The 23,813-nt window shown below is 43.3% G+C and carries 26 protein-coding genes; 17 read left to right on the plus strand and 9 right to left on the minus strand.

All coding sequences use genetic code 11. From position 1 onward, the window contains the following. Positions 1–383: 383 nt before the first annotated feature. The 5 genes from ACFWMP_RS12655 (at position 384) to ACFWMP_RS12675 (ending at position 4,674) form a co-directional block, all read left to right on the plus strand. Positions 384–890, plus strand: coding sequence for a DL-endopeptidase inhibitor IseA family protein (locus ACFWMP_RS12655; protein ID WP_042189324.1), 507 nt, complete (start codon positions 384–386; stop codon positions 888–890). Positions 891–1,520: 630 nt separating this feature from the next. Beyond that, positions 1,521–2,198 carry a nicotinamide riboside transporter PnuC gene (gene pnuC, locus ACFWMP_RS12660; RefSeq protein WP_339242019.1) on the plus strand — a complete coding sequence of 226 codons (678 nt, stop codon included), beginning with the start codon at positions 1,521–1,523 and terminating at the stop codon, positions 2,196–2,198. Continuing rightward, on the plus strand, positions 2,195–3,205 hold the full coding sequence (locus tag ACFWMP_RS12665) for an AAA family ATPase (protein ID WP_379423832.1): 1,011 nt from the start codon (positions 2,195–2,197) through the stop codon (positions 3,203–3,205). The genes pnuC and ACFWMP_RS12665 overlap by 4 nt, the downstream gene beginning before the upstream one ends. A gap of 27 nt (positions 3,206–3,232) precedes the next feature. After that, complete coding sequence (locus ACFWMP_RS12670; protein WP_379423833.1) at positions 3,233–4,126, plus strand: NUDIX hydrolase; 894 nt, start codon at positions 3,233–3,235, stop codon at positions 4,124–4,126. Beyond that, positions 4,123–4,674, plus strand: coding sequence for a riboflavin biosynthesis intermediates N-glycosidase (locus tag ACFWMP_RS12675; protein WP_076300607.1), 552 nt, complete (start codon positions 4,123–4,125; stop codon positions 4,672–4,674). The genes ACFWMP_RS12670 and ACFWMP_RS12675 overlap by 4 nt, the downstream gene beginning before the upstream one ends. A gap of 49 nt (positions 4,675–4,723) precedes the next feature. On the opposite strand, the gene ACFWMP_RS12680 is transcribed toward ACFWMP_RS12675, so the two are convergent. After that, the gene (locus tag ACFWMP_RS12680) at positions 4,724–5,503 is read right to left on the minus strand and encodes an AraC family transcriptional regulator (RefSeq protein WP_379423834.1); all 780 of its coding nucleotides are present in this window, start codon (positions 5,501–5,503) and stop codon (positions 4,724–4,726) included. A gap of 282 nt (positions 5,504–5,785) precedes the next feature. On the opposite strand from ACFWMP_RS12680, the gene ACFWMP_RS12685 reads away from it, so the two are divergent. Beyond that, positions 5,786–7,861, plus strand: a complete 2,076-nt coding sequence (locus ACFWMP_RS12685; protein WP_379423835.1) for a beta-galactosidase — start codon at positions 5,786–5,788, stop codon at positions 7,859–7,861. Between the two features lie 44 nt (positions 7,862–7,905). Here ACFWMP_RS12685 and ACFWMP_RS12690 read toward each other — a convergent pair whose 3' ends face one another. Together ACFWMP_RS12690 and ACFWMP_RS12695 are read right to left on the minus strand one after the other, a co-directional pair. Beyond that, entirely contained in the window at positions 7,906–8,451 is a 546-nt protein-coding gene (locus tag ACFWMP_RS12690) for a GNAT family N-acetyltransferase (protein WP_379423836.1), read from the minus strand. Further along, entirely contained in the window at positions 8,448–9,098 is a 651-nt protein-coding gene (locus tag ACFWMP_RS12695; protein WP_379423837.1) for an NUDIX hydrolase, read from the minus strand. Before ACFWMP_RS12695 ends, ACFWMP_RS12690 begins: the two co-directional genes overlap by 4 nt. A gap of 142 nt (positions 9,099–9,240) precedes the next feature. Between ACFWMP_RS12695 and ACFWMP_RS12700 the strand changes: the two genes are divergently transcribed. Beyond that, positions 9,241–9,768 (plus strand): hypothetical protein, encoded by a 528-nt coding sequence (locus tag ACFWMP_RS12700; RefSeq protein WP_379423838.1) that lies wholly within the window; start codon positions 9,241–9,243, stop codon positions 9,766–9,768. Next, entirely contained in the window at positions 9,768–10,202 is a 435-nt protein-coding gene (locus tag ACFWMP_RS12705; protein WP_379423839.1) for a hypothetical protein, read from the plus strand. Before ACFWMP_RS12700 ends, ACFWMP_RS12705 begins: the two co-directional genes overlap by 1 nt. Before the next feature lie 45 nt (positions 10,203–10,247). Here the strand turns inward: ACFWMP_RS12705 and kduD are convergent, their stop codons facing one another. From kduD to kduI, 3 genes are all read right to left on the minus strand, one after another. Beyond that, positions 10,248–11,006 (minus strand): 2-dehydro-3-deoxy-D-gluconate 5-dehydrogenase KduD, encoded by a 759-nt coding sequence (gene kduD / locus ACFWMP_RS12710; RefSeq protein WP_042189303.1) that lies wholly within the window; start codon positions 11,004–11,006, stop codon positions 10,248–10,250. 43 nt (positions 11,007–11,049) lie between these two features. After that, complete coding sequence (locus ACFWMP_RS12715; protein WP_076286209.1) at positions 11,050–11,805, minus strand: DeoR/GlpR family DNA-binding transcription regulator; 756 nt, start codon at positions 11,803–11,805, stop codon at positions 11,050–11,052. A 132-nt stretch (positions 11,806–11,937) separates the two neighbouring features. Beyond that, a complete protein-coding gene (gene kduI / locus ACFWMP_RS12720; protein WP_076286208.1) occupies positions 11,938–12,771 on the minus strand; it encodes a 5-dehydro-4-deoxy-D-glucuronate isomerase in 834 nt (277 codons plus the stop codon). A 235-nt stretch (positions 12,772–13,006) separates the two neighbouring features. Here kduI and ACFWMP_RS12725 point away from each other — a divergent pair, with 235 nt between their 5' ends. Together ACFWMP_RS12725 and aspA are read left to right on the plus strand one after the other, a co-directional pair. Continuing rightward, on the plus strand, positions 13,007–14,683 hold the full coding sequence (locus tag ACFWMP_RS12725) for a hypothetical protein (protein ID WP_379423840.1): 1,677 nt from the start codon (positions 13,007–13,009) through the stop codon (positions 14,681–14,683). A 297-nt stretch (positions 14,684–14,980) separates the two neighbouring features. Further along, complete coding sequence (gene aspA, locus ACFWMP_RS12730) at positions 14,981–16,405, plus strand: aspartate ammonia-lyase (RefSeq protein WP_379423841.1); 1,425 nt, start codon at positions 14,981–14,983, stop codon at positions 16,403–16,405. 106 nt (positions 16,406–16,511) lie between these two features. Here aspA and ACFWMP_RS12735 read toward each other — a convergent pair whose 3' ends face one another. Both ACFWMP_RS12735 and ACFWMP_RS12740 read right to left on the minus strand, forming a co-directional pair. Next, positions 16,512–17,051 (minus strand): MerR family transcriptional regulator, encoded by a 540-nt coding sequence (locus tag ACFWMP_RS12735; protein WP_042189294.1) that lies wholly within the window; start codon positions 17,049–17,051, stop codon positions 16,512–16,514. 15 nt (positions 17,052–17,066) lie between these two features. Continuing rightward, positions 17,067–17,189: a hypothetical protein gene (locus ACFWMP_RS12740; RefSeq protein ID WP_339241999.1), complete on the minus strand. Its 123-nt coding sequence runs from the start codon at positions 17,187–17,189 to the stop codon at positions 17,067–17,069. 74 nt (positions 17,190–17,263) lie between these two features. On the opposite strand from ACFWMP_RS12740, the gene ACFWMP_RS12745 reads away from it, so the two are divergent. The 5 genes from ACFWMP_RS12745 to ybaK all read left to right on the plus strand — a co-directional run bounded on the left by ACFWMP_RS12745 (position 17,264) and on the right by ybaK (position 20,130). Next, entirely contained in the window at positions 17,264–17,884 is a 621-nt protein-coding gene (locus ACFWMP_RS12745) for a bifunctional transcriptional activator/DNA repair enzyme AdaA (protein WP_339796570.1), read from the plus strand. Beyond that, on the plus strand, positions 17,874–18,407 hold the full coding sequence (locus ACFWMP_RS12750) for a methylated-DNA--[protein]-cysteine S-methyltransferase (RefSeq protein WP_379423842.1): 534 nt from the start codon (positions 17,874–17,876) through the stop codon (positions 18,405–18,407). The genes ACFWMP_RS12745 and ACFWMP_RS12750 overlap by 11 nt, the downstream gene beginning before the upstream one ends. After that, the gene (locus ACFWMP_RS12755; protein ID WP_379423843.1) at positions 18,404–19,222 is read left to right on the plus strand and encodes an SPL family radical SAM protein; all 819 of its coding nucleotides are present in this window, start codon (positions 18,404–18,406) and stop codon (positions 19,220–19,222) included. Before ACFWMP_RS12750 ends, ACFWMP_RS12755 begins: the two co-directional genes overlap by 4 nt. An 86-nt stretch (positions 19,223–19,308) precedes the next feature. After that, positions 19,309–19,560: a YolD-like family protein gene (locus ACFWMP_RS12760; protein ID WP_042189285.1), complete on the plus strand. Its 252-nt coding sequence runs from the start codon at positions 19,309–19,311 to the stop codon at positions 19,558–19,560. Between the two features lie 96 nt (positions 19,561–19,656). Next, entirely contained in the window at positions 19,657–20,130 is a 474-nt protein-coding gene (gene ybaK / locus ACFWMP_RS12765; protein WP_042189283.1) for a Cys-tRNA(Pro) deacylase, read from the plus strand. Here the strand turns inward: ybaK and ACFWMP_RS12770 are convergent. Beyond that, positions 20,119–20,871 (minus strand): YdcF family protein, encoded by a 753-nt coding sequence (locus tag ACFWMP_RS12770; RefSeq protein WP_339241988.1) that lies wholly within the window; start codon positions 20,869–20,871, stop codon positions 20,119–20,121. The genes ybaK and ACFWMP_RS12770 overlap by 12 nt on opposite strands. Positions 20,872–21,238: 367 nt before the next feature. On the opposite strand from ACFWMP_RS12770, the gene ACFWMP_RS12775 reads away from it, so the two are divergent. Together ACFWMP_RS12775 and ACFWMP_RS12780 are read left to right on the plus strand one after the other, a co-directional pair. Further along, positions 21,239–21,808 (plus strand): RNA polymerase sigma factor, encoded by a 570-nt coding sequence (locus tag ACFWMP_RS12775; protein WP_379423844.1) that lies wholly within the window; start codon positions 21,239–21,241, stop codon positions 21,806–21,808. Beyond that, complete coding sequence (locus ACFWMP_RS12780; protein WP_379423845.1) at positions 21,801–23,282, plus strand: DUF4179 domain-containing protein; 1,482 nt, start codon at positions 21,801–21,803, stop codon at positions 23,280–23,282. Before ACFWMP_RS12775 ends, ACFWMP_RS12780 begins: the two co-directional genes overlap by 8 nt. Positions 23,283–23,813 lie beyond the last annotated feature (531 nt).

Consider the following 23,813-nt stretch of genomic DNA (forward strand, 5'->3'; position numbering starts at 1 on the left):
AAAATTACTTAGCAAGAAATGACGCGGCTGCCGGTAGGAACGGTTTAGTCGCGTTTTTTTTGTGTGCTGCAGCTTGCATGGAAATGATCGATATTCTCTCCCGAAATGTAGGTATACAAGGATGAAATCTGTTTTATTTTTCAATGCTCGGATATCCGCTATCATCTTCATTTGCTCCTTGACAACGAAGATTGTAATGCGTGAAGTGCGAGCAGTAATCGTTCCTTGCTACAAGTTGCTGTCTCAAAAATAAGGTTTTTACTTATGAGCCGGCAAACATCATGAAATGAAAAATCATGAAATACGAGGATCCATTCTTGCCGTGCCTTCCATAAGGTAACATACATAGTATGCAATGGAAGAGCGATAAGGAGGGGGACGGCATGGTTTCGAGAAAACGACTTATGGCATTTATTCAGAATGCGGAAAAGGCATGGGAGAAAGTAGTCTTTTCGTATGATCTAAACAGTCCACCGATTCGAATCGGTGATTTTGATTACTACAGACTTCCCTTGCGATTCTCGACCCGAATCAAAATTTTTCGGTATTACCGCCAATTTTGGAACAATGTGTACGCAAATCGCATGATTTGCTCCGCAGGTTTTAAAAACATTCGAGGACGTCTTTACTCTCCTGATGCAGATACGGGGGGATTGCCTAGCAGAGTGTTGGGTTTAAAAATTATAAAACAGACAAGCACAAATATAATAGTTGACGCTATTTTAGGTATTCCAGGCGACTCAATCGCTGATGGGGAAACTATTCGTTATTTCATCTTGCGCAACCCATCCACCCAAGTACTTACGATCAATTTACGCAGAAGCCGATATGCCGATTACCGTTACGATCCATGCAAAAAAAAGAGTAGGATACTAAGAAGGAAAAAATGAAATAGCGCCTGTTATATAGAGAGATAAATTATTCATTGAAAAAACTGATTGCAGAAAGAAGAGCTAGAGCTAACTCCCTATCCCTTTAACGAACCGGACGTGATGCCGTTAATGATATATTTTTGCATGAAAATGTAGCGTATTTAAAATCGCTACTGTGGCAATCACCGGCATAAGCAGCGGGAACACAATCTGCAAGAATGTTCTCCAAACTCCACAGCCGATAAAGCTTTTAATTAAGCTGTAACAAATTTCTATAAGAATTACGCCCGTGGGCAATAATTCGAGCGTAGTAGCAGAGAAGAAGAAGTAGCTGGATGACAAATACATGTTCGAACGCCAACCCGCGTAAATCGCGGGTTTTTTCCTTTGTCAGCGTATATTCTTGCCAGAAATCATTGTCAAGAATAAGTACCGTTAGCTGATTCTAGAAATAGGCTTATGCTAAGGAAGAGGATACCGACCATGGACTGGGTCCAAACTTAAGTTGGAAATTATTCTCACCTTTTTATTGCATCTTCCTCGCCTTTTTGCTATATTTGATATTAACAAATTGTTATTATCAAAAAGTTACTAACAACAAACTGAATGGTGAAGATTAGGAAATTTAATGAAAGGGAGCGGATGAAAGTGAATAAAACATGGGGTGGTTGGAATCTGTTTGAAATCGTCTGGCTAGTTTTATTTACCTCTATTGCTGTTGCGTTTACGGTTATTTCTAAAGATTCCTTATTCGGATTTACGGTCTTTATCACCGGGGTGCTGTGTGTGGTGCTCGCGGCGAAAGGAAACCTGATGAGTTATGTTTTCGGAATGTACAATACCGTTGGTTACGCGTACTTGGCTTATATAAACGGTTTGTTTGGAGAGGTCATGCTGAATTTGTTATTCTTTGTACCTATGAATGTCATTGGCTTCTATATGTGGAAAAACAACCGCCAAGACGGCAAACTATCCATGCGACAGATGGATCTTAAGTGGCTGTTCCTTGTTGGAGCGGTCTGCATAATAGGCTGCCTGTTACTGGGAATCGGGCTATCGTTCATCCCAGGGCAGAACTCGCCTTATATAGATGCTATTACAACGGTATTATCCATTGTGGCTACCTTTTTAATGGTCAGAAGATTTAAGGAACAATGGCTGGTCTACATTGTATTGAATATATTTACGGTGTTGTTGTGGGTAATTCGGATGCTGGAAGGCAGTAGCGAAGGGGTGCTAATGATCGTCATGTGGAGTGCATATCTGATTAACGCGGCATACGGCTATTACAATTGGAATAAAGGGGCTAAGGAGGTATCGGTATGAAGACGCTTGGATTAACACTGGGGAAGTTTGCCCCGTTGCATAAAGGTCATCAATTCATGATAGAGACGGCGTTGCAAGAGGTCGACGAATTGATTGTGGTAATCTACGAAACGACGGTGACCCCGATTCCGCTTCATATCCGGGCGAACTGGATCCGCAAGCTCTATCCGACGGTCCGGGTAATCGAAGCTTGGGACGGTCCAGACGGGTATTCGAACGATCGGGAGCATGAGATTCGAGAGGAGCAGTATATTCTAGGGCTGCTGAAGGGCGAGCAAGTGACGCATTTTTACTCTAGTGAGTTTTACGGTGAGCATATGAGTGTCGCATTAGGCGCGGTGGACCGGCGGGTGGATGAAGCCCGTGAGCGGGTGCCGATTTCGGCCACGATGGTACGTGCCGACCCTTATAAATATCGCAGATTTGTAAGTGATGTCGTGTATAGGGGGTTAATCACGAAAGTGGTTTTTGTGGGAGCGATGTCGACTGGCAAATCTACAATCACCGAAGCGCTGGCGCAGCGGTATCGCACAACCTTTGCGAGCGAATATGGGCGTGATTACTGGACCGAGCATCAAGTGGATCGTAGAATCAGCCTAGAAGCGTTCGATGAGATCGCTTTGGGCCATATCGAACGTGAGGAGCAGGCGATGCTGGAAGCTAACCGATATCTCTTTGTCGATACCAATGCAATTACCACATATATGTTTGCTTTGGATTACCACGGCCGGGCTCCTGAATGCTTAGCCCGGATCGCATTAGAAAACGCGCAGCGCTACGATCTGTTTTTCCTGTGTGACGATGATATTCCTTATGAGAATACATGGGACCGTAGTGGGGATCAGAAGCGGCATATTTTTCATAAGCAAATCATTGCCGATTTGAAAGAGCGGCGGATTCCCTATATCACGTTGCGAGGAAACCTAGAGGAACGAATGCACAAAGTAAGTGAGGTCTTGGCAAAGTTCGAGCCCTACCGGAACTATTTCGGAGAGTTGAATGGCTAGAATAAAGAACAAAGGAGGCAAGGATACATGAATATGTTGGATCGCGATGGACTTACGGAACGTCAATTTTTAGAGCAGTACCATGCCGGGGATTTCGAGCGGCCTTCGGTGGCGGCGGACATGGTCATTTTCACCGTTACGAACACGGAGGCGGACAGCTACCGCAAGCTTCCGGAAAAAGAGCTGCGAATTCTGCTCATTCAGCGGGGAGGTCACCCGTTCCTGGGCAATTGGGCACTTCCAGGCGGCTTCGTCCGGCCGGACGAGACGACAGAGCAGGCGGCGGTGAGGGAGCTGAGTGAGGAAACCGGTGTGGATGACGTTTATTTGGAGCAGTTGTACACCTTCAGCGATGTTGGAAGGGACCCTCGTACCTGGGTGATGAGCTGCAGCTACATGGCCTTAATCAACAGTGATCAGGTACAGCTGAAAGCAGGAGATGACGCTGTCCATGCTGCCTGGTTCAAGGTAACCTATCGGCTTCTGCGCGAGCGGAAAGAGATTATTGAGGATGGGTATGTGAAAACGAAGGAATACGAGCTCAAGTTAAGTAGCGATGAAGAAGAGTTTACGGCAGTTGTGGGTCGGACGATGACATCAAAGTCGGCCTCTACGTCAACCGCTTACTCCATTGTATCAAATGACGGATTGGCTTTTGATCATGCGAAGATTATAGCTTGCGCTATTGAGAGACTGCGGGGAAAAGTGAATTACACCGATATTGCGCTAAACTTGATGCCGGATCTCTTCACTTTGACGGATCTGCAGCAGGTTTATGAGGTGATCTTAGACAAAGAGCTGTTGAAAGCCGCATTCCGGCGTAAAGTAGCGGATCTCGTAGCGGAGACCGATCATTATACTGAAAATGCGGGACACCGTCCTTCCCGCTTATATCGGAGAAATATGGAGGAATATCAATGATATACAATATCGAGCAGTTAAGAAAAGCTTATATCGCGGGCAAAACGTTCAAGTTTGTGTTCTTCTGGGGCCATACACCGCCAAAGCACGACGGCGTCGACAAAAGCTGCTTCAGCCAATGGTGGATGAGTCCTTTCGTGGTAGAGGGGATCGAGTATTCCTGTGTCGAGCAGTTTATGATGTCCGAGAAAGCAAGACTGTTTGGAGATGACGATATGTTGGACGCGATCCTTAAAGCTAAGCATCCCAAGGAGATGAAAGCCTACGGGCGTGCAGTAAGAAACTTCGAAAATGACACTTGGGATAAAGAATGCTATGACATTGTCAAAAGAGGAAATATAGCCAAATTTTCGCAGAATCCGAAGCTTGGCGAATACCTCAAGTCAACGAAAAACCGTATTCTCGTCGAAGCTAGCCCACAGGATCGCATTTGGGGAATAGGTATGAGCCAGTCCAATCCGGATGCGGAGAATCCCGTAAAATGGCGGGGTAGGAACCTACTTGGATTCGTACTGACCGAAGTGAGGGACGAATTGCTGCGGGATTAACTTCATCCTATATTTAAATGAAAAGATAACGATATCCCTTTGGATTTCGTTATCTTTTTTGTTCACCCTCTAAAAGCCGAAGCTTCATCACCCCAGGTGTACAGCCATAAGTATTTCGGAAGATTCGGATAAAATAATTCGTCTCCATTCCCAGTTGAATCGCAATATCCTGAACGAGAATATCAGCATTCTCTGTCATTAACTGTATCGCACGTTCTAGTCGCAGATTCTGTAGATACTTATGTGGAGTTACGGCATATTCCTGTACGAATAGACGCTGGAAATGCTGGACGGAATACCCCACAGCAGCAGCTAGATTGGAGATAAGGAGTGGCTCAGTATAATGTTCGTTAATAAGTTCAACCGCTTTAGCCAACGCTTCATTACGCACAGACTCAAGTTCTAAACGACTGCCTGAGGAGTGTATGGATTCAGAACGACGTAACATCAGAAGTAATCTATATAGGGTTATAGATAGATCCTCCATCCCTTGCTCGTCTTGACGACTAGCCGTCTGATTGTTCACCGTATGCCAGATCTTTCCGATTTCCTCCCAACATTGTTCAAAATGAGCAGGATGATAGGGGAGAGAAGGGAGAAGGCCAATCCCCTCCAGCATTCCTTGCGACTGACTCCCTTCGATTCCGATGAAACCGACATGCCATGGTTCATGTGAGGTAGGATAATATTCGTGTCCTCGATCCGGTGGGAAAGCGAAAGCCATTCCAGGTTCTAGTATGGTTTCAGTACCGGTCTCCAGATCACGAAACAACCCAGTTCCGGTACGAATCAGAAAAATTTGATGAACAGGAAAACCTGTAGGGCGCACATGATGAAATTGTATATGACGACCTACAGAGTAGGGATATAAGGGAAGCGTCTCAGCGTCGCGCGGTAGTTCTATCAGTGAAAAAGGAAGCAGGATGATTCACCTCATATTCATTTTGTACTATCACTTCGAGAGTATATTCCTACTGATCGGGATGAATGTTCTTATATTATAAATAGTATAAATGATGATTCGTGAATTTGATAGCTTAAGCATCTAGCGTCTCATCAGAGAATAGTCCCATTTAAGAAATGGGCAGAATTGAGAGGATGATCTTACATTATGACTAAAAAACACTCCCCGATTAGCAGCAAAGCACCAGTGATGCTGCACGGTGCCGATTATAATCCTGAGCAATGGCTGAAGTACCCAGAAATTTTGCGTGAGGATATTCGTCTGATGAAGCTTGCGAATTGCAATGTGATGTCTGTCGGAATTTTTTCTTGGGTATCCCTAGAGCCTGAAGAAGGTGTATTCACTTTCGATTGGCTCGATAGTGTTTTGGATTCTTTTGCAGAGAATGGGATTTATGCTTTCCTGGCAACTCCTAGTGGAGCACGACCTGCTTGGATGTCTGAGAAGTACCCTGAAGTTCTAAGAGTGGAACGTAATCGTGTTCACAATTTACATGGCTTCCGTCATAATCATTGCTTCACCTCGCCTGTGTATCGGGAAAAGACTGCGATTTTAAATGCGAAGCTAGCAGAACGTTATAGCCAGCATCCTGCGGTTATCGGTTGGCATATTTCGAATGAGTTCGGTGGCGAATGTCACTGTGATCTTTGTCAGAATGCTTTTAGAGATTGGTTAAAGGTCAAATACAATAACAGTCTGGATGAGGTGAATCATGCTTGGTGGGCTACTTTTTGGAGTCATACCTACACTTCATGGACACAGATTGAATCCCCGGCTCCACATGGAGAGACGCAAGTACATGGCTTGAATCTCGACTGGCGGCGGTTTGTCAGCGAACGGACGATTGATTTCTGTCAGCATGAGATCAATACTGTTCGCCCATACAATCCAGCGTTGCCAATTACGACGAATATGCATATGATCGATGGCATTGATTACCGCGAACTGGCCAAAATTCTGGATGTTGTCTCATGGGATGCTTATCCAGAATGGCATTATACTGAAGACGGTGACGATGCTAGATTAGCGGCATGGGCGGCAATGCACTACGATTTAATGCGTTCTTTTAAAAAGAAACCGTTCCTGCTCATGGAAAGCACGCCGTCTCTTACGAACTGGCAATCGGTCAGTAAGCTGAAGCGTCCTGGCATGCACAAGCTGTCTTCACTTCAAGCGGTAGCACATGGTTCGGATTCCGTTCAATATTTCCAATGGCGTAAAAGCCGGGGCTCTAGTGAGAAGTTCCATGGTGCAGTTGTTGACCATAGCGGCCACTCCGAAACTCGTGTGTTTAAAGACGTTACAGAGGTAGGAAAGACGCTGGCGGGAATGACAGAAGTAGTAGGTACATCAACTCCAGTAAAAACAGCGATTATTTTCGATTGGGACAACCGCTGGGCGATCAAGGATGCGCAAGGCATTCGTAATTCCGGATTGCGTTATGAGGAGACTGTACTACAGCATTATCGTGCCCTTTGGGAGCTAGGAATTCCAGTTGATATGATCGGATCGGGGGATGATCTGTCCGCTTACAAGCTGGTGATCGCACCTATGTTATATCTGATCAGCGAAGAGAATGGAAAGCGTATCGAGAAGTTTGTTGAGCAAGGCGGAACTTTCCTGGCAACCTATTGGTCTGGTGTCGTTAACGAAACGGATTTATGTCATTTGGGTGGATTCCCTGGACCACTACGTAGAACGCTCGGCATTTGGGCAGAAGAGACCGAAGGGCTGCATAGCCGTGATTTGAATGGTGTTGTAATGCAGGCGAGCAATGCACTTAATCTTAGTGGAGATTATGATGCGCATGAAATTGCTGAGCTGATCCACTTGGAAGGTGCGGAAGCATTAGGCACTTATCGCAGCGATTTCTATGCTGGCCGTCCAGCGCTTACGGTAAATCATTTCGGTGAAGGAAATGCGTATCATCTCGCTACTCGTGTAAAAGACGCCTCTTTCTACGTTGAATTGTATGCTGCAATCACTGCAAAAGCAGGAATTACTCGTGCGCTTGATAGTGAGCTTCCAACTGGTGTGACAGCGCAGCTTCGTACGGATGGAGAGAGTGATTATATTTTTGTGCAAAACTACAGCGGCAGTCCGCAAGCGGTACAATTAGATGGAGCGGATTATACGGATTTGTGCTCAGGCACTGCTGCTCCGTCTGTGTTAAATCTAGCTGTAAATGATCTCGCAATGTTGAAGCGTAAATCGTTAGTATAAAAAGAAGGCAGGACCTGAGGGATTCAGGTTCTGCCTTTTTACTATCAATCCATAAATCGTCCCATCATAATCGTGTTATAGAATTTTCCGTCAGCAAGAATCTTATCATTTTTTAATATTCCCTCGATCTCAAAGCCAAGCTTCTGATAAAGGGTGATAGCTTTGTCGTTCGTTTCGAGGACATTTAAAGTGATTTTTTGGATACCGTTAGCGTCGGCCCAAGCAATCGATTCTGCTAAAAGATTTTTTCCAATTCCATAACCCCAATAATCCTGCAGCACACATACTCCGAACTCGACTTTATGAGCGAATCTTGCTAATGAATGGCCTTCGCATCTAGAGAACCCAACGATTTGATTATTAACTACCGCGATTAGAAATAAGTTTCTTAGTTTCTCTGAATCAGATAGGATAAGCTGCTGAAACTCTATTTCGTCTATAAAAGCCTCCCCTGGTTCTCTGTCTAAATTCTCGGTCTCACCATCAATTTGTACTCTTAATTTGGACAATGTCATAGCATCCGTAGTGATTGCAGATCTAATAGTGTATTGGGTTCCTTTCACGGTAAATGTTCGTTGATCAATAATCATTTGTCCTCCGTTACTACTGGTGATTTTAGAAATATAGCTTCGATACCCTCGATAATACGAGTATAATAACCCACTTCATGGGGTACAAAATGGGTCATGTCTACATCCTGCTCAATGGTAATTCTATGTCCATGCGGATCGATTTGAAAACCGTTGACTTGTAGACTATGTATTTCTCCCTGCCAAAATCTGCGGAAATCAGAGAACTTAGCTTTGACAATGCCGGCGACCTCTTCTTTTTGTAGCTGAAAATCTTCTAGACGATAGGGATTGTTATAAACAAAGACATGCGCTCGTTCATTATCGATAAGTTTTTCTTTTTTCATACTATAAGGAATTGTCCCTAGCGGGATTAGGTCTTTTAAGGATAAATCCAGTCCCAGCTCTTCATGAACCTCGCGTGTTCCATCTTCTACAGTTTCGTTTGCTAGCAAATGTCCGGCGGCCGTGATGTCCAGTAGTCCCGCATAATCTTGTTTCTGTTCACTCCGAAGTTGTAAATAGATATAGGGTATTTCCTGATCTTTGCTTATAAACCAGCAGTGGAAAGTCTCATGCCAATGTCCTAACCGATGTACCTCTTCACGAGGAGCCGTACCTGTTCGGTTGCCTGCTTCATCAAAAATGGTAAGTATCTCATTATGCATAGAAAAGCTCCTTTGTGATGATTTTTTCTTTCTAAAGCCTATCATAAAAACGTTCGAATTACCCTAAATGTTAGGGAGGTTCTTATTGACAACCGCTGGAATGAAATGTATATTTTTGGATGTTAATCAAAGGAGGAGTTAAATGAATTTAGTAACCATGAAGCAGAAGGATTTGGACACTTTTAGTGATGAAAGATTAGGATGGGCCTGTATGGAGCCTACCTTTCAGCAGATTCGCGCAAAATCACCATCGATCAAATCCGAAGTGATCTCAAAGCTCACAGATGGACAGAAAGCACTTTGTATGTTCAGAGTAATGCATGATCACAGCCGTAATTCCGAAGGGGAGTATTATGCTTGGATTTCTTACATGCAAGACCTGCCGGGGTATTGGACAGGGGTGATGGGAGGTATACGATTTTTTGGCGATGATCCGATGATTCTTTTGCTTCAGGAAACAAAGGCATTTCTCGAAGAAAGAAACAATAGACTTGGAATACAGTGGGTTGATGCTACCATCACGGATCTCGATCGAGATCCTGAGTTGTTGAATGAGATGAGTGGTTTATATGAACGATTTAAGAACATAGCCGAAGATAGCCACAGGTTGATTGGCGAGTATATTCGGGCACATCCGGGAGAATTTGTGGAGATAGAAGGCTCAGATTAATGAAAAAAACTAATCCGTACATCGTGTTTATTGTAGTATTCATTATTGGCTTTTGGAGCATTACGTTATATCACAGTTATAATTCATTTAAAAATATTATTCTAGATCGAATCGATACAACCGAAATCACGTCCATCGAAATTCTCAAATTTACAAATGAAGAAAAAATAATTGTTGATGATCCGAAAGAAATTCAAAAGATCATCCATGAATTTTCTAATGTGAAATTAAAAAGAAGTAGTGCTTCTCATAAAACCACGGAAACCTATTGGATAAGTATACGTGTAAATAAAGCTTTGCGTTTTGGAATGACTCTAACTGACACTAATTTTCTGCATATCATTGATCTTGCTAGTAAGAATAAGTATCACTCCGGAGGTTTTAAAATTACTAGTAAATATGATGGGGAATCCATTACAAGCTTGTTTAAGTAAAAATAACCCGCTGCCACAGGCAGCGGGTTAAATATTTCAGGTTATTTATCTAGCCATCCATCCGCCGTCAACATTAAGAATATGACCATTCAAATAGTCGGATGCTGCGGAAGCTAAGAATACAGCAGGACCTTTAAGATCATCAGGTGTTCCCCAACGTGCAGCTGGAATACGATCTAAGATAGCATCCGAGCGGCTTTGGTCAGCACGGATTGGAGCTGTATTTTCAGTCGCCATGTAGCCTGGTGCAATCGCATTGATGTTCAGACCGGAGCCTGCCCATTCATTGGCAAAAGCTTTAGTAAGACCTGCAACCCCGTGCTTACTCGCGGTGTAGCCAGGGACATTGATTCCGCCTTGATAGGAGAGCATAGAGGCGATGTTAATGATTTTGCCGGATCCTCTTTCCAGGAAGTGGCGGCCAGCGATCTGAGACAGAAGGAACACTGTGTTCAAGTTCAGGTTAATAACATCGAACCAGTCTTTTTCACTATGGTCTTTTGCAGGAGTACGGCGGATCATTCCTGCACAGTTCACGAGAATGTCAACATGACCAGTCAGTTCAAGTGCTTGGTCAAATGTGTTTTGCAGGTTGCTATGATCACTTAAGTCAGATTCGATGCTAACCGCTTTTACACCAAAAGCTTTTGCGGCGTTTACGGTTTCTTGACTTGTATTAAGCGATACGGATGCAATATCCGCACCTGCTTCTGCGAAGGCAAGGGCAATGCCTTGTCCAAGACCTTGAGCAGCACCGGTTACGAGTGCTGTTTTACCTGCCAAGCTGAATAATGATGATGACATTATAAATTACGCCCCTTTGATTTAAATGGATTTGATTCCGTTATTACTCACATTCAATGGCAATGCCTGCACTGCGGAACTGTTCTGCTGTTTCGGGAGAGAGTCCTTTATCTGTCAAGATAACGTCAACTTCCTGCAGAGAAGCGAATGTACGCAGCGCAGTTTGGCCGAATTTATGATGATCCACAACCGCGAACACCTTACGGGCAGTAGACACAAGGGCTTGCTTAAACTCAATTAAATCTCCTGTATAAATAGAAAGTCCATGTTCGATATGAACAGCTGTCGAGGACAGAAATGCTTTTTGAATATTAAGTTGTTGCACATAAGAGACGGCTTCAGGGCCGGCCAACATATTGCGGACACGGTAACCCCCGGGAACGACGAGACGAATATGATCTTTGGGAACCAGTTCGCTGATGATGTATACATCATTGGTGACTACCGTTAGAGGCATATTGTCCAGGCGTCGGGCAATTTCAAGCGTTGTGCTCCCGCCGTCAAGAGCTATAATATCGTCCTGTTCAATATGAGCAAGCGCGCGCAAGGCGATCTCTGTTTTTTCGTCGGAATACTTATCCAATGGATCCTTAGAGGGCAAAATACCAAACTGGTCGCTTTGTGCCAGCACAGCTCCGCCATGTACACGTACGATCAGTCCTTGCTCCTCCAGCTTGCTTAAATCCTCACGAATTGTTTTTCCTGTAACCTGTAGCTTATCGCTCAGTTCATTCACCGTTACATCTTTTTGGTTCAGCATAACTTCCATAATCATCTCATGTCGTCGTATCGGGTTCATCCGCTTGCCTCAGCTTTCCGTAATTGATTAAAATTATAAGAAAGTTTAAGTTTCACGCTAGACTCTTCCTTATAATTCTCGCATAAACGCTTATCGTCCTTAAAAGGACGCCGAAGGCGTTTTAGCTTGTCTCTATTGTAGTTCTTTCATGGATACGGGGTCCATATCATCATATCTTTTATTATCGCCAGCCATACTCCAGATAAAAGTATAGTTATGAGTACCAACACCACTGTGGATGGACCAGCTTGGAGAAATAACCGCTTGTTCGTTTTGCATTACGATATGGCGAGTTTCATTAGGCTCTCCCATCAAGTGGAACACAACGGAATCGTCCGGTAGATCAAAATAGAAATATGCTTCCATCCGGCGTGGATGTGTATGTGCTGGCATCGTATTCCACATGCTACCTGGCTTCAGTTGAGTCATACCCATAACTAGCTGAGCACTTTGCACGCCATTTGTATGAATGAACCGGTGAATGGTACGCTCATTGGAGTTCTCCAAACCGCCCATTGCACCAGATTCGGATTCAGCCAGAGTGGTTTTGGTAGTTGGATAGGACTGGTGAGCAGGCGCAGAATTCAAATAGAATTTAGCGGGCTTGGAAGCGTCTGCACTTTTGAAGATAACATCTTTAGAACCTTGACCGACATACAGACATTCTTTGAAATCTACTTCATATTCTGTACCATCGACAATAACCGAACCTTTACCGCCAACATTGATGATCCCCAGCTCACGGCGTTCCAAGAAGTAAGTAACCCCAAGTTCTTTAAGGTCAGTTGTAAGTGCAACTTCTTCCTTAACAGGATTAGCACCGCCAACGATCATGCGATCCTCATGGGTAAGTACAAGTTTCAGTTCATCTGGTGCAAAAATGACAGGAATGTGGAATTCCTTACGGAGGCGCTCAGTGTCAAACTGCTTAACTTCATTAGGATGGGATGCAAAACGTCTTTCCATGGAATATTCAATCTCCTTCACAAGCATATTTTCGTTCGTATAGGTACAATTTACTCCATTTATGTTCATATTACAAGTGTTTATTTTTAGATGTTGGTTCGTTTTAGTTTATTTATAAGTTTTAATAATTGCCAAATGAACGAAAAGTGTGCACAATAGATCTAAAATGCTTAGTTCTCTTTTATAGGATTGTTATCATACTATTGAAAATTGAGATGTGGGAGGTTGAACTTGAATGCTGGAGTCGAATGGTATTCAGAGTACTTATCAGGACCGTCAACAAGAAATCATTATAAGTATAGCGCTGGAAGCGCAGAGACGGCCTCTGCTTGAGAGTGGACTCTGGTTCCACGATGATGTGCGAAATAACTTCTATTATGCCTCATATCTTTTTGCAGCTGCAGTAGATGATTCTTTGTCGTTGCCTTTTGACCGGGAAGAAGCGAAACAGAAGGCACAGGATGTGCTGCTAGAGACATTAATGCTACAGAATCGTCAACCTGGCACGGAGCTATACGGGCACTGGCCGCTTGGATTGAATCCGGTTCCACGTGAGGCTTCGCCGCATGAATTGCCTGTGGAAATTATGGGCAGTCTGATGGCCTACTTTTGCAAAAGATATGGTGGAGCACTAAACGCTCAACTTCGCATTGTCCTGAATACAGCATTTGGACACATTTATCGGAGTGATTTCTACCGTAAGCCGGTAATCACTTTTGGGCATCATGAAGCGAAATATACAGCAGCAAAGCTGATTTTTGGCACTATGTTTGCAGATGATGTGCTCGTTGAGGATGGTCGTCAAAGCTTGAAGGACACATTGACATACATCCGCTCTAAGGGTATGCCAGAATACGGCAGTCTCCCGTGGTTCTGGCATTGGATACAGGCGTTTACCTGCGCTTTGGAGCTTGTCCCGACAGAAGATACGGATTTAATAACTACTCTTAAAGACATGCTTGATCATCTTTGGAAGGTAAGAGCAGAGTTTTATTTACGTGGAGCTTGGGTGGGTGCACATTCAAGAGGTTGGCCACATGATGTACCAGGGGATGCTAATGTGCTTCATGACTATGTTCAGTTCGGGGACTTCAAGCTTTCAAAGGCAATGCCACGCACGGAATACGCTGGACTCCTATTCTATAAAGCACCAGATGAGGCTTTAACAGCTGCATTGAATCGGCGGACGCCAGCGGAAACCACCAAGATTACACAGAAGGTAGTCCCAGCAGATCCGAATGCTCAACCGTTGCTTCATTCCTATGCCTATATTACAGAGGATTTTGCAGCAGGCGGGATGTGGGAACGAGTAGAGGAATTTGATAATGAACAGCTCCGTTGGACTTTCTCTCTGCCTGTGAATGGAGAAGGAGGGTCTAACCAGCTATTTTTCTTCCATCCAGGTCAAGGCTACAATGAGGGAGATCCTCGCCATCAGAGCCGTTATATGGAGGTCCTCTATCACAAGAATGTAGTTATTTCTTTATTTCCCATTCCTCAGGGGGAAAAGAATACGATCATCGGTGTTCTTCCTCATGGGGAGTGGATGCAAGACCCGAACGCCTTATTCGGTCAGGTTGGGGATGTCTATTTCGCAATATATTTATCTCAATCGTACCAGCTACAGGAACGTCCGGGATACATTGAGGTAACCGTTCAAGGGATGCCGGGTGGGGTGATCGTTGAGGCGATCGGTGTTAAGGAGTCTGCAGAGCGTGGCATCATCGGACTGGATGCATTCGTAATAGCAATGGCCCATAATGAACCCCAATTTGAGATGGAAGGCGGCTTGGCGGCTCATTATACGACCAGTAATGGCGATAGATTGCATTTGAGTATGAAGAGCGAGTCAGAGCAACCGCGAGCTTTGCTGAATGGTGTGAAGATCTCTTTGGAGAACTATACGGTTTAATAAGAACTCAACATAGTTGTGAGTTAAGTTTGGATGGAGTCGACCTAAAGGTCGGCTTTTTTATATTATAAATGCGCATACTATGCTATAGCTTCAATTGGAAATTTACTCCTAATAAAAACCAGCTTTCCTTTAAGGGCAAGGCTTTCGTAATCTTATTTGAAATTAATTACATTAATCTCTAATTTTATGAGAGACATTTATCACAATAAAGGTTAATATCTAAGTGAGACATATGAATGAATGCGCTTTCTTAAATCCGTTCAAACCTAACTCAAAGAATGCGAGGGATTTACTGTGACAGGAACTGAATTTCGTGTAGAAAATGATTTTCTAGGCAGCAAACAAGTAGATAAGAACGCATACTATGGGATTCAGACATTACGCGCAGTAGAGAATTTTCCAATTACGGGTTATAGAGTGCACAATGAATTAATCAAAGCGATGGGGATCGTAAAGAAAGCCGCTGCGCTTGCAAATATGGAAATTGGCAGGCTCTATCGTGGGCTTGGAGAAGTTGTTGTGAAAGCAGCAGATGAGATCATCAAAGGTCAATGGCACGAACAATTTATTGTAGACCCTATACAGGGTGGTGCAGGTACCTCGTTAAATATGAATGCCAATGAAGTCATTGCTAACCGAGCATTAGAGCTGCTTGGTCATGAAAAAGGAGACTATCGTCATTTAAGTCCCAACTCTCATGTGAATATGGCGCAGTCTACAAATGATGCATTCCCGACGGCTATTCATATTGCGACGCTTTCTCTTCTGGAACAACTGCTTGTTACTATGCGCAGAATGCATGAGGTGTTTGCAGACAAAGCCAAGGAATTTGATCCGGTTATAAAAATGGGACGCACGCATCTACAAGATGCAGTGCCAATTCGTCTGGGCCAAGAGTTCGAGGCTTATCGCAGAGTACTTGAGAGAGATATCAAACGTATTGAACATACACGTCATCATTTGTATGAAGTGAATATGGGGGCAACGGCAGTAGGAACTGGATTAAATGCTGACCCTCGATATATCGAAGTGGTTGTAGAACATTTGGCCGAAATAAGTGGATTGCCGCTAGTTACTGCAGATCATCTTGTGGATGCTACGCAAAATACAGATGCATACACAGAAGTATCTGCTGCGCTAAAAGTCTGCATGATGAACATGTCCAAGATTGCTAATGATCTTCGACTCATGGCCTCCGGCCCGCGGACAGGGTTTAATGAAATTTCACTACCTGCTCGCCAGCCTGGTTCCTCCATTATGCCAGGTAAAGTTAATCCGGTTATGGCAGAGGTCATCAATCAGGTAGCTTTTCAAGTGATAGGAAATGACCATACAATCTGTCTGGCTTCCCAAGCGGGTCAACTGGAACTGAATGTTATGGAGCCAGTTCTAGTGTTTAATCTCATTCAGTCCATCAGCATCATGAACAACTCCTTCCAAGTCTTCACAGATTTCTGTCTGGCTGGTATTGAAGCCAATAAAGAGAAGCTAGAGCGGGATGTGGAGCGGAGTGTCGGAATCATTACTGCGGTTAACCCACATTTGGGCTACGAAGTGGTTTCACGTATTGCTCGTGAGGCGATTTTGACAGGAGAATCTGTTCGTGAATTGTGCCTTAAGTATAATGTGTTATCCGAGGAAGAGCTCAATCTGATTCTGGACCCATACGAAATGACGCATCCAGGAATCGCAGGCTCCGCTTTATTGCAGAAGCAATAGGGGATTACCTAACCGTTAATCGCTGACTTTGTCATCCATGTCCTACGATATTTAAAAAGAACCTACTTCAACGTTTGTTAGAAGTAGGTTCTTTTGCGTTTCAGGCTTACAGGAAAAAGAATGAGCGTAATAGACCACGTTTTCTTGGTGGAGAGGGCAACCTTGTAGTAGTAACGGGACGAGAAGCTTCGTTAGATGTGAAGACGTTGCCTTTTGAAGCTTGCATGGGTTCTAGGGTTGCTGCTAATTGTTTGATCATTATCCGCAGATCCTCAAGCTCTTCACGCTGCTGAAGCAACTGTATCATGACTACTTCGTCGGCTTTTTGATCGAGTGTACGTTCAATATAATGAATCCGGGATAATATATCTTGCATAGGCTCAGCGTCTGTGGGATGAAGTGGATCTTGCGGTGACGTAGACATCTGCTTTTCATTCGAGTCAGTTAATTGAATACTCTCTAGTGGTTCTCCGTGATTAATGCGGTCTTTAATATGACTAAGCAAGCTGATTTGCTGCTCTGAGAATGTATAGTGGCCAAACCGGTCTTTTGGAAAAAAATCAGGGAACATAGCAGCCCAACGTTTGATCGTAGTCTGGCTTACTGACAGCAGCTCTGCGGCATCCTTTGTTTTCAGAATTTCCATTTTGATTCCTCCAGTTCAGGTAGTCATGTTATGAGTAATTCGTTGTTCAATTGCTGCTCCCTGCAAGGCTGACAAAGGAAGTGCGGATTCGATAAACAAAGTGTAATTACGAGCAATCTCACCATTCTTGGATTTCACTATCTTGCTTTTACATTCTAGAATGAGTACAGATGACCCAGTAGCGGGGTATACTTGGTTTAGAGGTGAATCGTATGGATAAGAGTGGAGAAGTGGAAAAGATGACTGAGGAGCAATGGCAGGCTATTTTGAAAAATGATGCAGCTTATAACGAAAAATTCTTTTATGCTGTGAAGACTACGGGAATCTTTTGCCGACCTTCCTGCAAGTCCAAAGCACCTAATCGTGAGAATGCACGTATCTTTCAAAATGCAGAACAAGCATTAGAATCTGGATTTCGTCCCTGTAAAAGATGCAAACCGACGGGTGAGCGGCTGCCGGATAAGGAATGGGTGGCTGTAATGACTGAATATATCGACAAACATTATCATGAACCTCTTACTCTTGAAACGCTGGCAGAAGTCTGTCATGGAAGCCCTTATCATCTCCATCGAACCTTCAAGAAAGTAATGGGAATCACTCCAGCGGATTATATACAGCAAAAGAGAATCGATCAGGCATCTGAATATTTGGTTACCACGGATCGGGATGTAGCTGATATTGGATTACATGTGGGTCTGCCAAATACGTCGTATTTTATTACCTTATTTAAGAAAAAGACGGGGCTTACCCCAACGAAGTATCGACAGCTTAACAAATTAGAATTAACGAATCATTCTGAATTATTCATGGAGGTACAGAAAAATGGAGAATAGACCAAGTGCAATCATATACTGGACATTGCTAGCTTATAAGGAATGGAGTTTCTATATCGCAGCGTCGGAGAAAGGATTAAGTTATGTGGGGTCGCAGCAGAAGCCATTCGAAGAAATGAGTGACTGGATCAGCCGTAGATTTCCTGAAAGTAAACTGGTGCAGGACGATGAGAAAATGGTTCCATTTGTACAGGAACTGATCGAATATTTGCAAGGGGTACGGCAGGCATTCAGCATTCCTTTTGACTATCGTGGGACTCCATTTCAACTCGCGGTGTGGAAAGCGTTATGTGAAATCCCATATGGACAAACGTGGTCTTATTCGGACATCGCCACACATATTCAAAAGCCTGCTGCAGTACGCGCGGTAGGGACGGCCATAGGTGCAAATCCGATACTAATTACAGTGCCCTGCCACCGAGTCATTGGCAAGAATGGAACATTAACTGGCTACCGCGGGGGATTAGAGATGAAGACTAGGCTGCTTAATTTGGAAAGTGGAAAGAGTGCTCTAGAATTATGAATATTGAGGTCCAGTACAAAACCCCAAAGACCTTACTAAATAAAGGGACGGGTTATCTGAACGGATATAGTCATTCTTTAAACCCATATACCGGCTGTACTTATGGCTGTTCTTATTGTTATGTGCGTCAAATGCCTGTTTCACTGTTTCGCCAAGAGGAATGGGGAACGTGGGTAGATGTCAAACAAGAAGCTGCAGCTATCTTACGCAAAGAACTCCAGAAAGCAAAGTCCAAAGGACCGGTCTCCATCTTTATGTCCTCTAGTACAGATCCATACCAACCGATAGAGCACAAGGAGCAGGTAACCAGAGCTTTGCTGGAGGTTATGGTGGAGACCCCGCCCGATTTTCTGTTCGTGCAGACGCGCAGTCCGCTCGTACGCAGAGATATAGATTTATTATTACGCTTAGAAGACAAGGTTCGCGTGAGTATGACTGTAGAGACGGATCGTGAAGATATTCGCAAAAAATTCACACCAAGTGCTCCGCCCATTTCTGCAAGATTAAAGACACTGAAATTACTGCGTGAAGCGGGCATTCCTGTTCAAGCAACCATCGCTCCGGTATTGCCAAGCAGCACTTCTTTTCCAGAGATCCTAAGGGGTTTGGTGGATAGGGTCTGTATCGACGATTATTTTATGGGAGATGGCAGTGGGGGCAAACGGACACGGAGATTAGGTATTTATTCCCTTTATGAAGAGCTGCAATTGGAAGAATGGTACGATCCGGCGGCTTATCGCAGGGTGTACGATGGACTCCGGAGTGTTTTTAATGAAGATGAGCTTTTCTTGAGCCAGAAGGGGTTCGAGCCTTAAACTGAAACATGATATAATAAACGAGAGCATTCATACTTAGTATTTTAAAATACTTAATACCTGTAATCGCTTATTGGAGGAGTAGAGTGGCAAAAGCAAAAGTGGCCAAGCGGCCCACAAGAGATGAATTTGTACTTGAGGAGCTAGGCAATCAGCTAGTTGAAGCGAAGCAAGAAGGTTCTGAGATTTTATTGACCGTATGGGGAAAAGAAGAACAGGTGCGCGGAACGATTGTAGAAATGGACTCGCGGACAGGAAAAGTACACATCAGTAAAAACGAAGGTATCGAAAAAGTTCCGTTTATGGATATTATGCAAGTTAATTATCCCAGAGATTAATGGGAACGCAGCAATAAGAGGTCCTGTGAGCCATGTTGGCTTTGGGGCCTCTTTGACCATATAGTATCGAATAGATTAAAGAGAGGTAGATCAGATATGGCAGTAACCAAAACCAACGCGATGCGAATGCTAGATGCGAAGAAAATTGGATATGAAGTGTTTGTTTATGACAACGAGGATGGACTAATCCATGGTACGGCAGTTGCGGAGAAGATAGGAAAGGCGGCAGAGACGGTTTTTAAAACTTTGGTCGCTCATAGCGGAGCAAATCTTTATGTATTTGTTATACCGGTTGCTGAGGAGCTGGATCTCAAAAAGGCGGCCAAGGCCGCCGGAGAGAAAAAGATTGAGATGCTGCCAGTGAAGGACTTGCAGAAGTGGACGGGTTATATCCGTGGTGGATGTTCACCAGTCGGTATGAAAAAGCTATATCCAACGTTCATTGATAGCAGCGCAGAAAGTCAGGAAACGATAGCCGTTAGCGCCGGAAAAATTGGTCAACAAATGGATGTATCACCGCAGCTTCTTGCAGGGGTAACAAATGCGAAATTCACAGATCTAATTAAATAGATGAGCAACAAGAAGACCTAAATACTCCTTCAAGGCTGTGCCTGTAGTGGAGATGGCTCCTGGCGAAGGAGTGAACTTTGAGGGTTGCAACGAAAATTCAGCGCTGGCGATATAATCTGTAGGAAAAGCTTGCGCTGTTAGCCCTGCATTCTTGAAGTGCTGCATCGAGCGGGGCATATGAAACCCTGATGTGACTAGTACAGGACGCTTAAGTCCCTTCTCTTGTAGGATTGCGGCGGTATTTACAGCATTCTGCTCCGTGTTAAGAGATTGATTGTCGGTCAGGATATCCTCTTCGGGGACACCGAGTCCAAGGAGTTGTCTTTTGGCGATATCCGCTTCATTGCCGCTGTCGGAGAAGACTTGTCCACCAGAGAATAGGATGGGTAAACCACTCGCATTATGTAGTCGTACAGCTGTAATTAGCCGATTCGCTGCTGATCCATATAAGTTGCCTTCGCCATCAATATCCGGTGTCCCAGAGCTTGCACCTCCACCAAGCACAACGATGACATCTCCTTGCAATGTATCCGGTTGAGGATATTTTCGTTCTAAACCTCCGATTAACGCATCGCTGACTAAAGAAGTCATGGAGAAATACATAAGCAGTGTAACGCCAAGCAGGACAAGCGCAGGACGACGGTTCTTTTTCCATAACCAAATGACAAGACCGAGCAGAAGCAGGATGAAAAGTCCTGGAGGAAGCACAAAGCTGTATACAAATTTGATGATGTAAATCAACAGTATCAACCGCCTTCGTAAAGTATGAGTTCAGGTTGTATTGTAACATGAGTTGGGGTGTTCGAAGTTGCACAAAAGACCGAAACGGTCTTTTTTTATTTGATGAGAAGCCTAATCTAGAACTAGATTGGGAGCGGCATTAAGCTAAAGGGAAGGATAGTTGAATAAATTTTTCCTGAACTCCCCAACCTTTTTCGTTTTCGCTGCAGTATATATTTAAGTGCCACCGATAAGAAGGGGAAATTTATTGATAACCTCGCAAGTAGCAGTTCACCCAAGTGAGGGAAAAGTTTTTTCCTCTTTTTATGAACCAAAATACGAGAACTGGTGAATAAGAAGTGAAAGGAAAAACGAGGAGGTCTTTTAAGTGAAAGAAAATCATCATTTTCCAATACCCAAGGAAGGAGGTCAAGTTGATTTTGAAACACTTGTTCAACCTCACTTAACTAGTGCATTTCGAGTCGCTTTTTTGATCGTCCATGATTATCATCTAGCTCAGGATGCCGTTCAAGAAGCACTATGGGAAGCGTATCAATCACTTTATCGATATGATGAACGAAAAGGGACATCGTTTCGAGCTTGGTTTATAAAAATTGTGACACATCGTGCACTTAATATGGTGCGTAGAAAGAAAAAAACGGAAGAATATTTGGACTCTATTGACCCTGGGCAAAACCCATTGGAGAGTATTCTTCAAAAGGAGAAAGAGCAACAGATTTGGCGAGCGATTCAGATGATGACGCTGAAACATCGCTCAGTAGTTATCCTTTACTATTATGAGGAGTTTAGTATAGCTGAAATTGCAAAAATCCTTGGTGTATTTGAGGGAACGGTAAAATCAAGGCTACATAAGGCCAGAAAGTTAATTGCTGAAAAAATACAAATAAACAAAGAAACACAGGTATTTACCGAGATGGGAGTGAACATGCATGACTAATCTTGACAAACAAATTGCACAAACTCTAAAAAATGTTGCTGGAGAATTGGATCAGCCTAGTTTTGTGATTCCTGACCAAGTGGTGGCCTATAAAAGAAAAAGGTCGCGTTTACTAAGTACTTTGGTACTTCCTGTCTTAATCAGCTGCGCTTTGCTTCTAACGATATCGGTAAGTCCTACCTTTGCGGCCTATGTTAAATCGCTATTTAATGGTTCTGATAAAGAACTGCAATATGCAGCACAGGAAGGTTTTTCACAGAAGGTAAATGCCTCTGTTACTGATCGGGGCTATACTCTTGAAATAGAGGAGATATTGGCTGATCCGATGAGAATTGTGGCTGTTTATTCGATCAAGGATCAGCAAAAGAACTTTATTCATCCGGATAAGCTTCACATAAGTAACGTAGAGGTAACAGATTTGAAAGGGAATGTGATTAAAGAAACTAAAACGTATATGGTAGAAATCCAAGAAAATTACGGATATCTCACTCTAAAAAAACCGGGGGAAACAGAAGATCAAAACCTTTTATTACAGTTTGAGGGGAATCAGATCGACTCTGTTAAAGGAAATTGGGCCTTACAGATTCCTATTGATTTAGAAAAAGCAATTAAGGCATCCAAGGTGCTATCAATCGATAAAACGTATACTACACCACAGGGACTGCAAATCAATCTAAATAGCATTATGCATTCACCGACTGCTGCTCGTGTGGATTATGAAACGAAATGGACGGAAGAGGCAAAGAAAAGATTAGTAGAGGAAAGTAAACAAGTGAAAGGAAAACTAGATTCAGTTGATCCTTATGTTCGCTATGATGATTATAAACTGAATTTTCATGTTGAAAATGAAAAAGGAGAAAAAGTAAAAGATTTAACTAGGGCGCTTGATATTCCACGCAAGGCTGTGGGAGAATACGGTCATTCCAATCGGAAGTATGGATTTGCTCCACTGTCTCCTGATCATCAATATACACTTGTATTGGATTCTTTAGAAAAAACAGAACCGTATGAGCTAGGTGTATCATTTGAGCCAAAACAGCTTGCTGAAAAACCTGTAAGAGTAGATGAGGATGGCAAAACGATTGAGATCATGTCCGTAACCTTTGACGAACCATTAAATGAAGCATCTCCAAAGAATGAGAAGCACGCTACTATTTTGCTAGAGGCTTATTTAAAGGATATATCATATATTAATGTAGCAGATACGATTTTAATGGATGATGACACAGATAAAATTATTAATCGTTTTGGTTGGACTATAGAAGATGAAAAGGGCAAAATATTCAATGTAACAGGTGGAGATTTTAAAATGATGGGAAAGGATGAACAAGGCAGAAACCATATCCGAATAAAATTGCAAAGTGATGAAATGAAAGAACTCCCTCAAAAGCTCAGTCTTACTTCAGAATTGGCAAAAAAGAGCTATGACCTGGATTGGAAAGTACCATTGCCAATGCCAAAAGAAGATAAATAAGAAAAGCGAAAGCGGAAAATCAGGGCCTTTTAATCGTTTAACAGTGTCTGGTAGTAGCCGTTCGAGTCTGTTCAACTAACGGGGAACGATAGTTACTTAAAACAAGGAGCAGATCGCCGCGGCAGCTGCTCTTTGTCTTATTGAGCGATAAAGGAGACGGGTGAATTATATGCCAAATGATTATGTTTGGGGGATTTTCGTTGCTGATGCTTCAACTGATTTTCCGAAATAATAACTTCGCATATTACCATAGAAAGAGTAGTAAGTTGGTTGGAATGGATACGATCCATCATGAACATTTTCATTTCAAAGATGAAAGTTAACCGATAGCGGTTGCTTCGGCAGCCGTTTTTTATTTGTTCAACTAACGGCAGGTTAGTTGAACTAAATTTTTATGTTAAAATGTGAATAAATCTGTTTATCGGGGTTGAATGATGATTAATTCGGCTGAAGAATTTGTAAGGTTAAGGCTTAGTGATAACATGGAGGAATATCTGAAGGCTGCATGGGATGAAGCACCTTTTGAGGTTT

Source organism: Paenibacillus sp. NPDC058367, from assembly GCF_042723305.1.
In the GTDB taxonomy this organism is placed as follows: Bacteria; Bacillota; Bacilli; order Paenibacillales; family Paenibacillaceae; genus Paenibacillus_AQ.

What these genes read in the sequence shown, in the direction of transcription:
- ACFWMP_RS12655 (WP_042189324.1), top strand. Translation starts at nt 384, where the DNA reads ATGGTTTCGAGAAAACGACTTATGGCATTTATTCAGAATGCGGAAAAG.
- ACFWMP_RS12665 (WP_379423832.1), top strand. Translation starts at nt 2,195, where the DNA reads ATGAAGACGCTTGGATTAACACTGGGGAAGTTTGCCCCGTTGCATAAA.
- ACFWMP_RS12670 (WP_379423833.1), top strand. Translation starts at nt 3,233, where the DNA reads ATGAATATGTTGGATCGCGATGGACTTACGGAACGTCAATTTTTAGAG.
- ACFWMP_RS12675 (WP_076300607.1), top strand. Translation starts at nt 4,123, where the DNA reads ATGATATACAATATCGAGCAGTTAAGAAAAGCTTATATCGCGGGCAAA.
- ACFWMP_RS12685 (WP_379423835.1), top strand. Translation starts at nt 5,786, where the DNA reads ATGACTAAAAAACACTCCCCGATTAGCAGCAAAGCACCAGTGATGCTG.
- ACFWMP_RS12690 (WP_379423836.1), bottom strand. Translation starts at nt 8,451, where the DNA reads ATGATTATTGATCAACGAACATTTACCGTGAAAGGAACCCAATACACT.
- ACFWMP_RS12695 (WP_379423837.1), bottom strand. Translation starts at nt 9,098, where the DNA reads ATGCATAATGAGATACTTACCATTTTTGATGAAGCAGGCAACCGAACA.
- ACFWMP_RS12700 (WP_379423838.1), top strand. Translation starts at nt 9,241, where the DNA reads ATGAATTTAGTAACCATGAAGCAGAAGGATTTGGACACTTTTAGTGAT.
- ACFWMP_RS12705 (WP_379423839.1), top strand. Translation starts at nt 9,768, where the DNA reads ATGAAAAAAACTAATCCGTACATCGTGTTTATTGTAGTATTCATTATT.
- kduD (WP_042189303.1), bottom strand. Translation starts at nt 11,006, where the DNA reads ATGTCATCATCATTATTCAGCTTGGCAGGTAAAACAGCACTCGTAACC.
- ACFWMP_RS12715 (WP_076286209.1), bottom strand. Translation starts at nt 11,805, where the DNA reads ATGAACCCGATACGACGACATGAGATGATTATGGAAGTTATGCTGAAC.
- kduI (WP_076286208.1), bottom strand. Translation starts at nt 12,771, where the DNA reads ATGGAAAGACGTTTTGCATCCCATCCTAATGAAGTTAAGCAGTTTGAC.
- ACFWMP_RS12725 (WP_379423840.1), top strand. Translation starts at nt 13,007, where the DNA reads ATGCTGGAGTCGAATGGTATTCAGAGTACTTATCAGGACCGTCAACAA.
- ACFWMP_RS12735 (WP_042189294.1), bottom strand. Translation starts at nt 17,051, where the DNA reads ATGGAAATTCTGAAAACAAAGGATGCCGCAGAGCTGCTGTCAGTAAGC.
- ACFWMP_RS12745 (WP_339796570.1), top strand. Translation starts at nt 17,264, where the DNA reads ATGGATAAGAGTGGAGAAGTGGAAAAGATGACTGAGGAGCAATGGCAG.
- ACFWMP_RS12750 (WP_379423842.1), top strand. Translation starts at nt 17,874, where the DNA reads ATGGAGAATAGACCAAGTGCAATCATATACTGGACATTGCTAGCTTAT.
- ACFWMP_RS12755 (WP_379423843.1), top strand. Translation starts at nt 18,404, where the DNA reads ATGAATATTGAGGTCCAGTACAAAACCCCAAAGACCTTACTAAATAAA.
- ybaK (WP_042189283.1), top strand. Translation starts at nt 19,657, where the DNA reads ATGGCAGTAACCAAAACCAACGCGATGCGAATGCTAGATGCGAAGAAA.
- ACFWMP_RS12780 (WP_379423845.1), top strand. Translation starts at nt 21,801, where the DNA reads ATGACTAATCTTGACAAACAAATTGCACAAACTCTAAAAAATGTTGCT.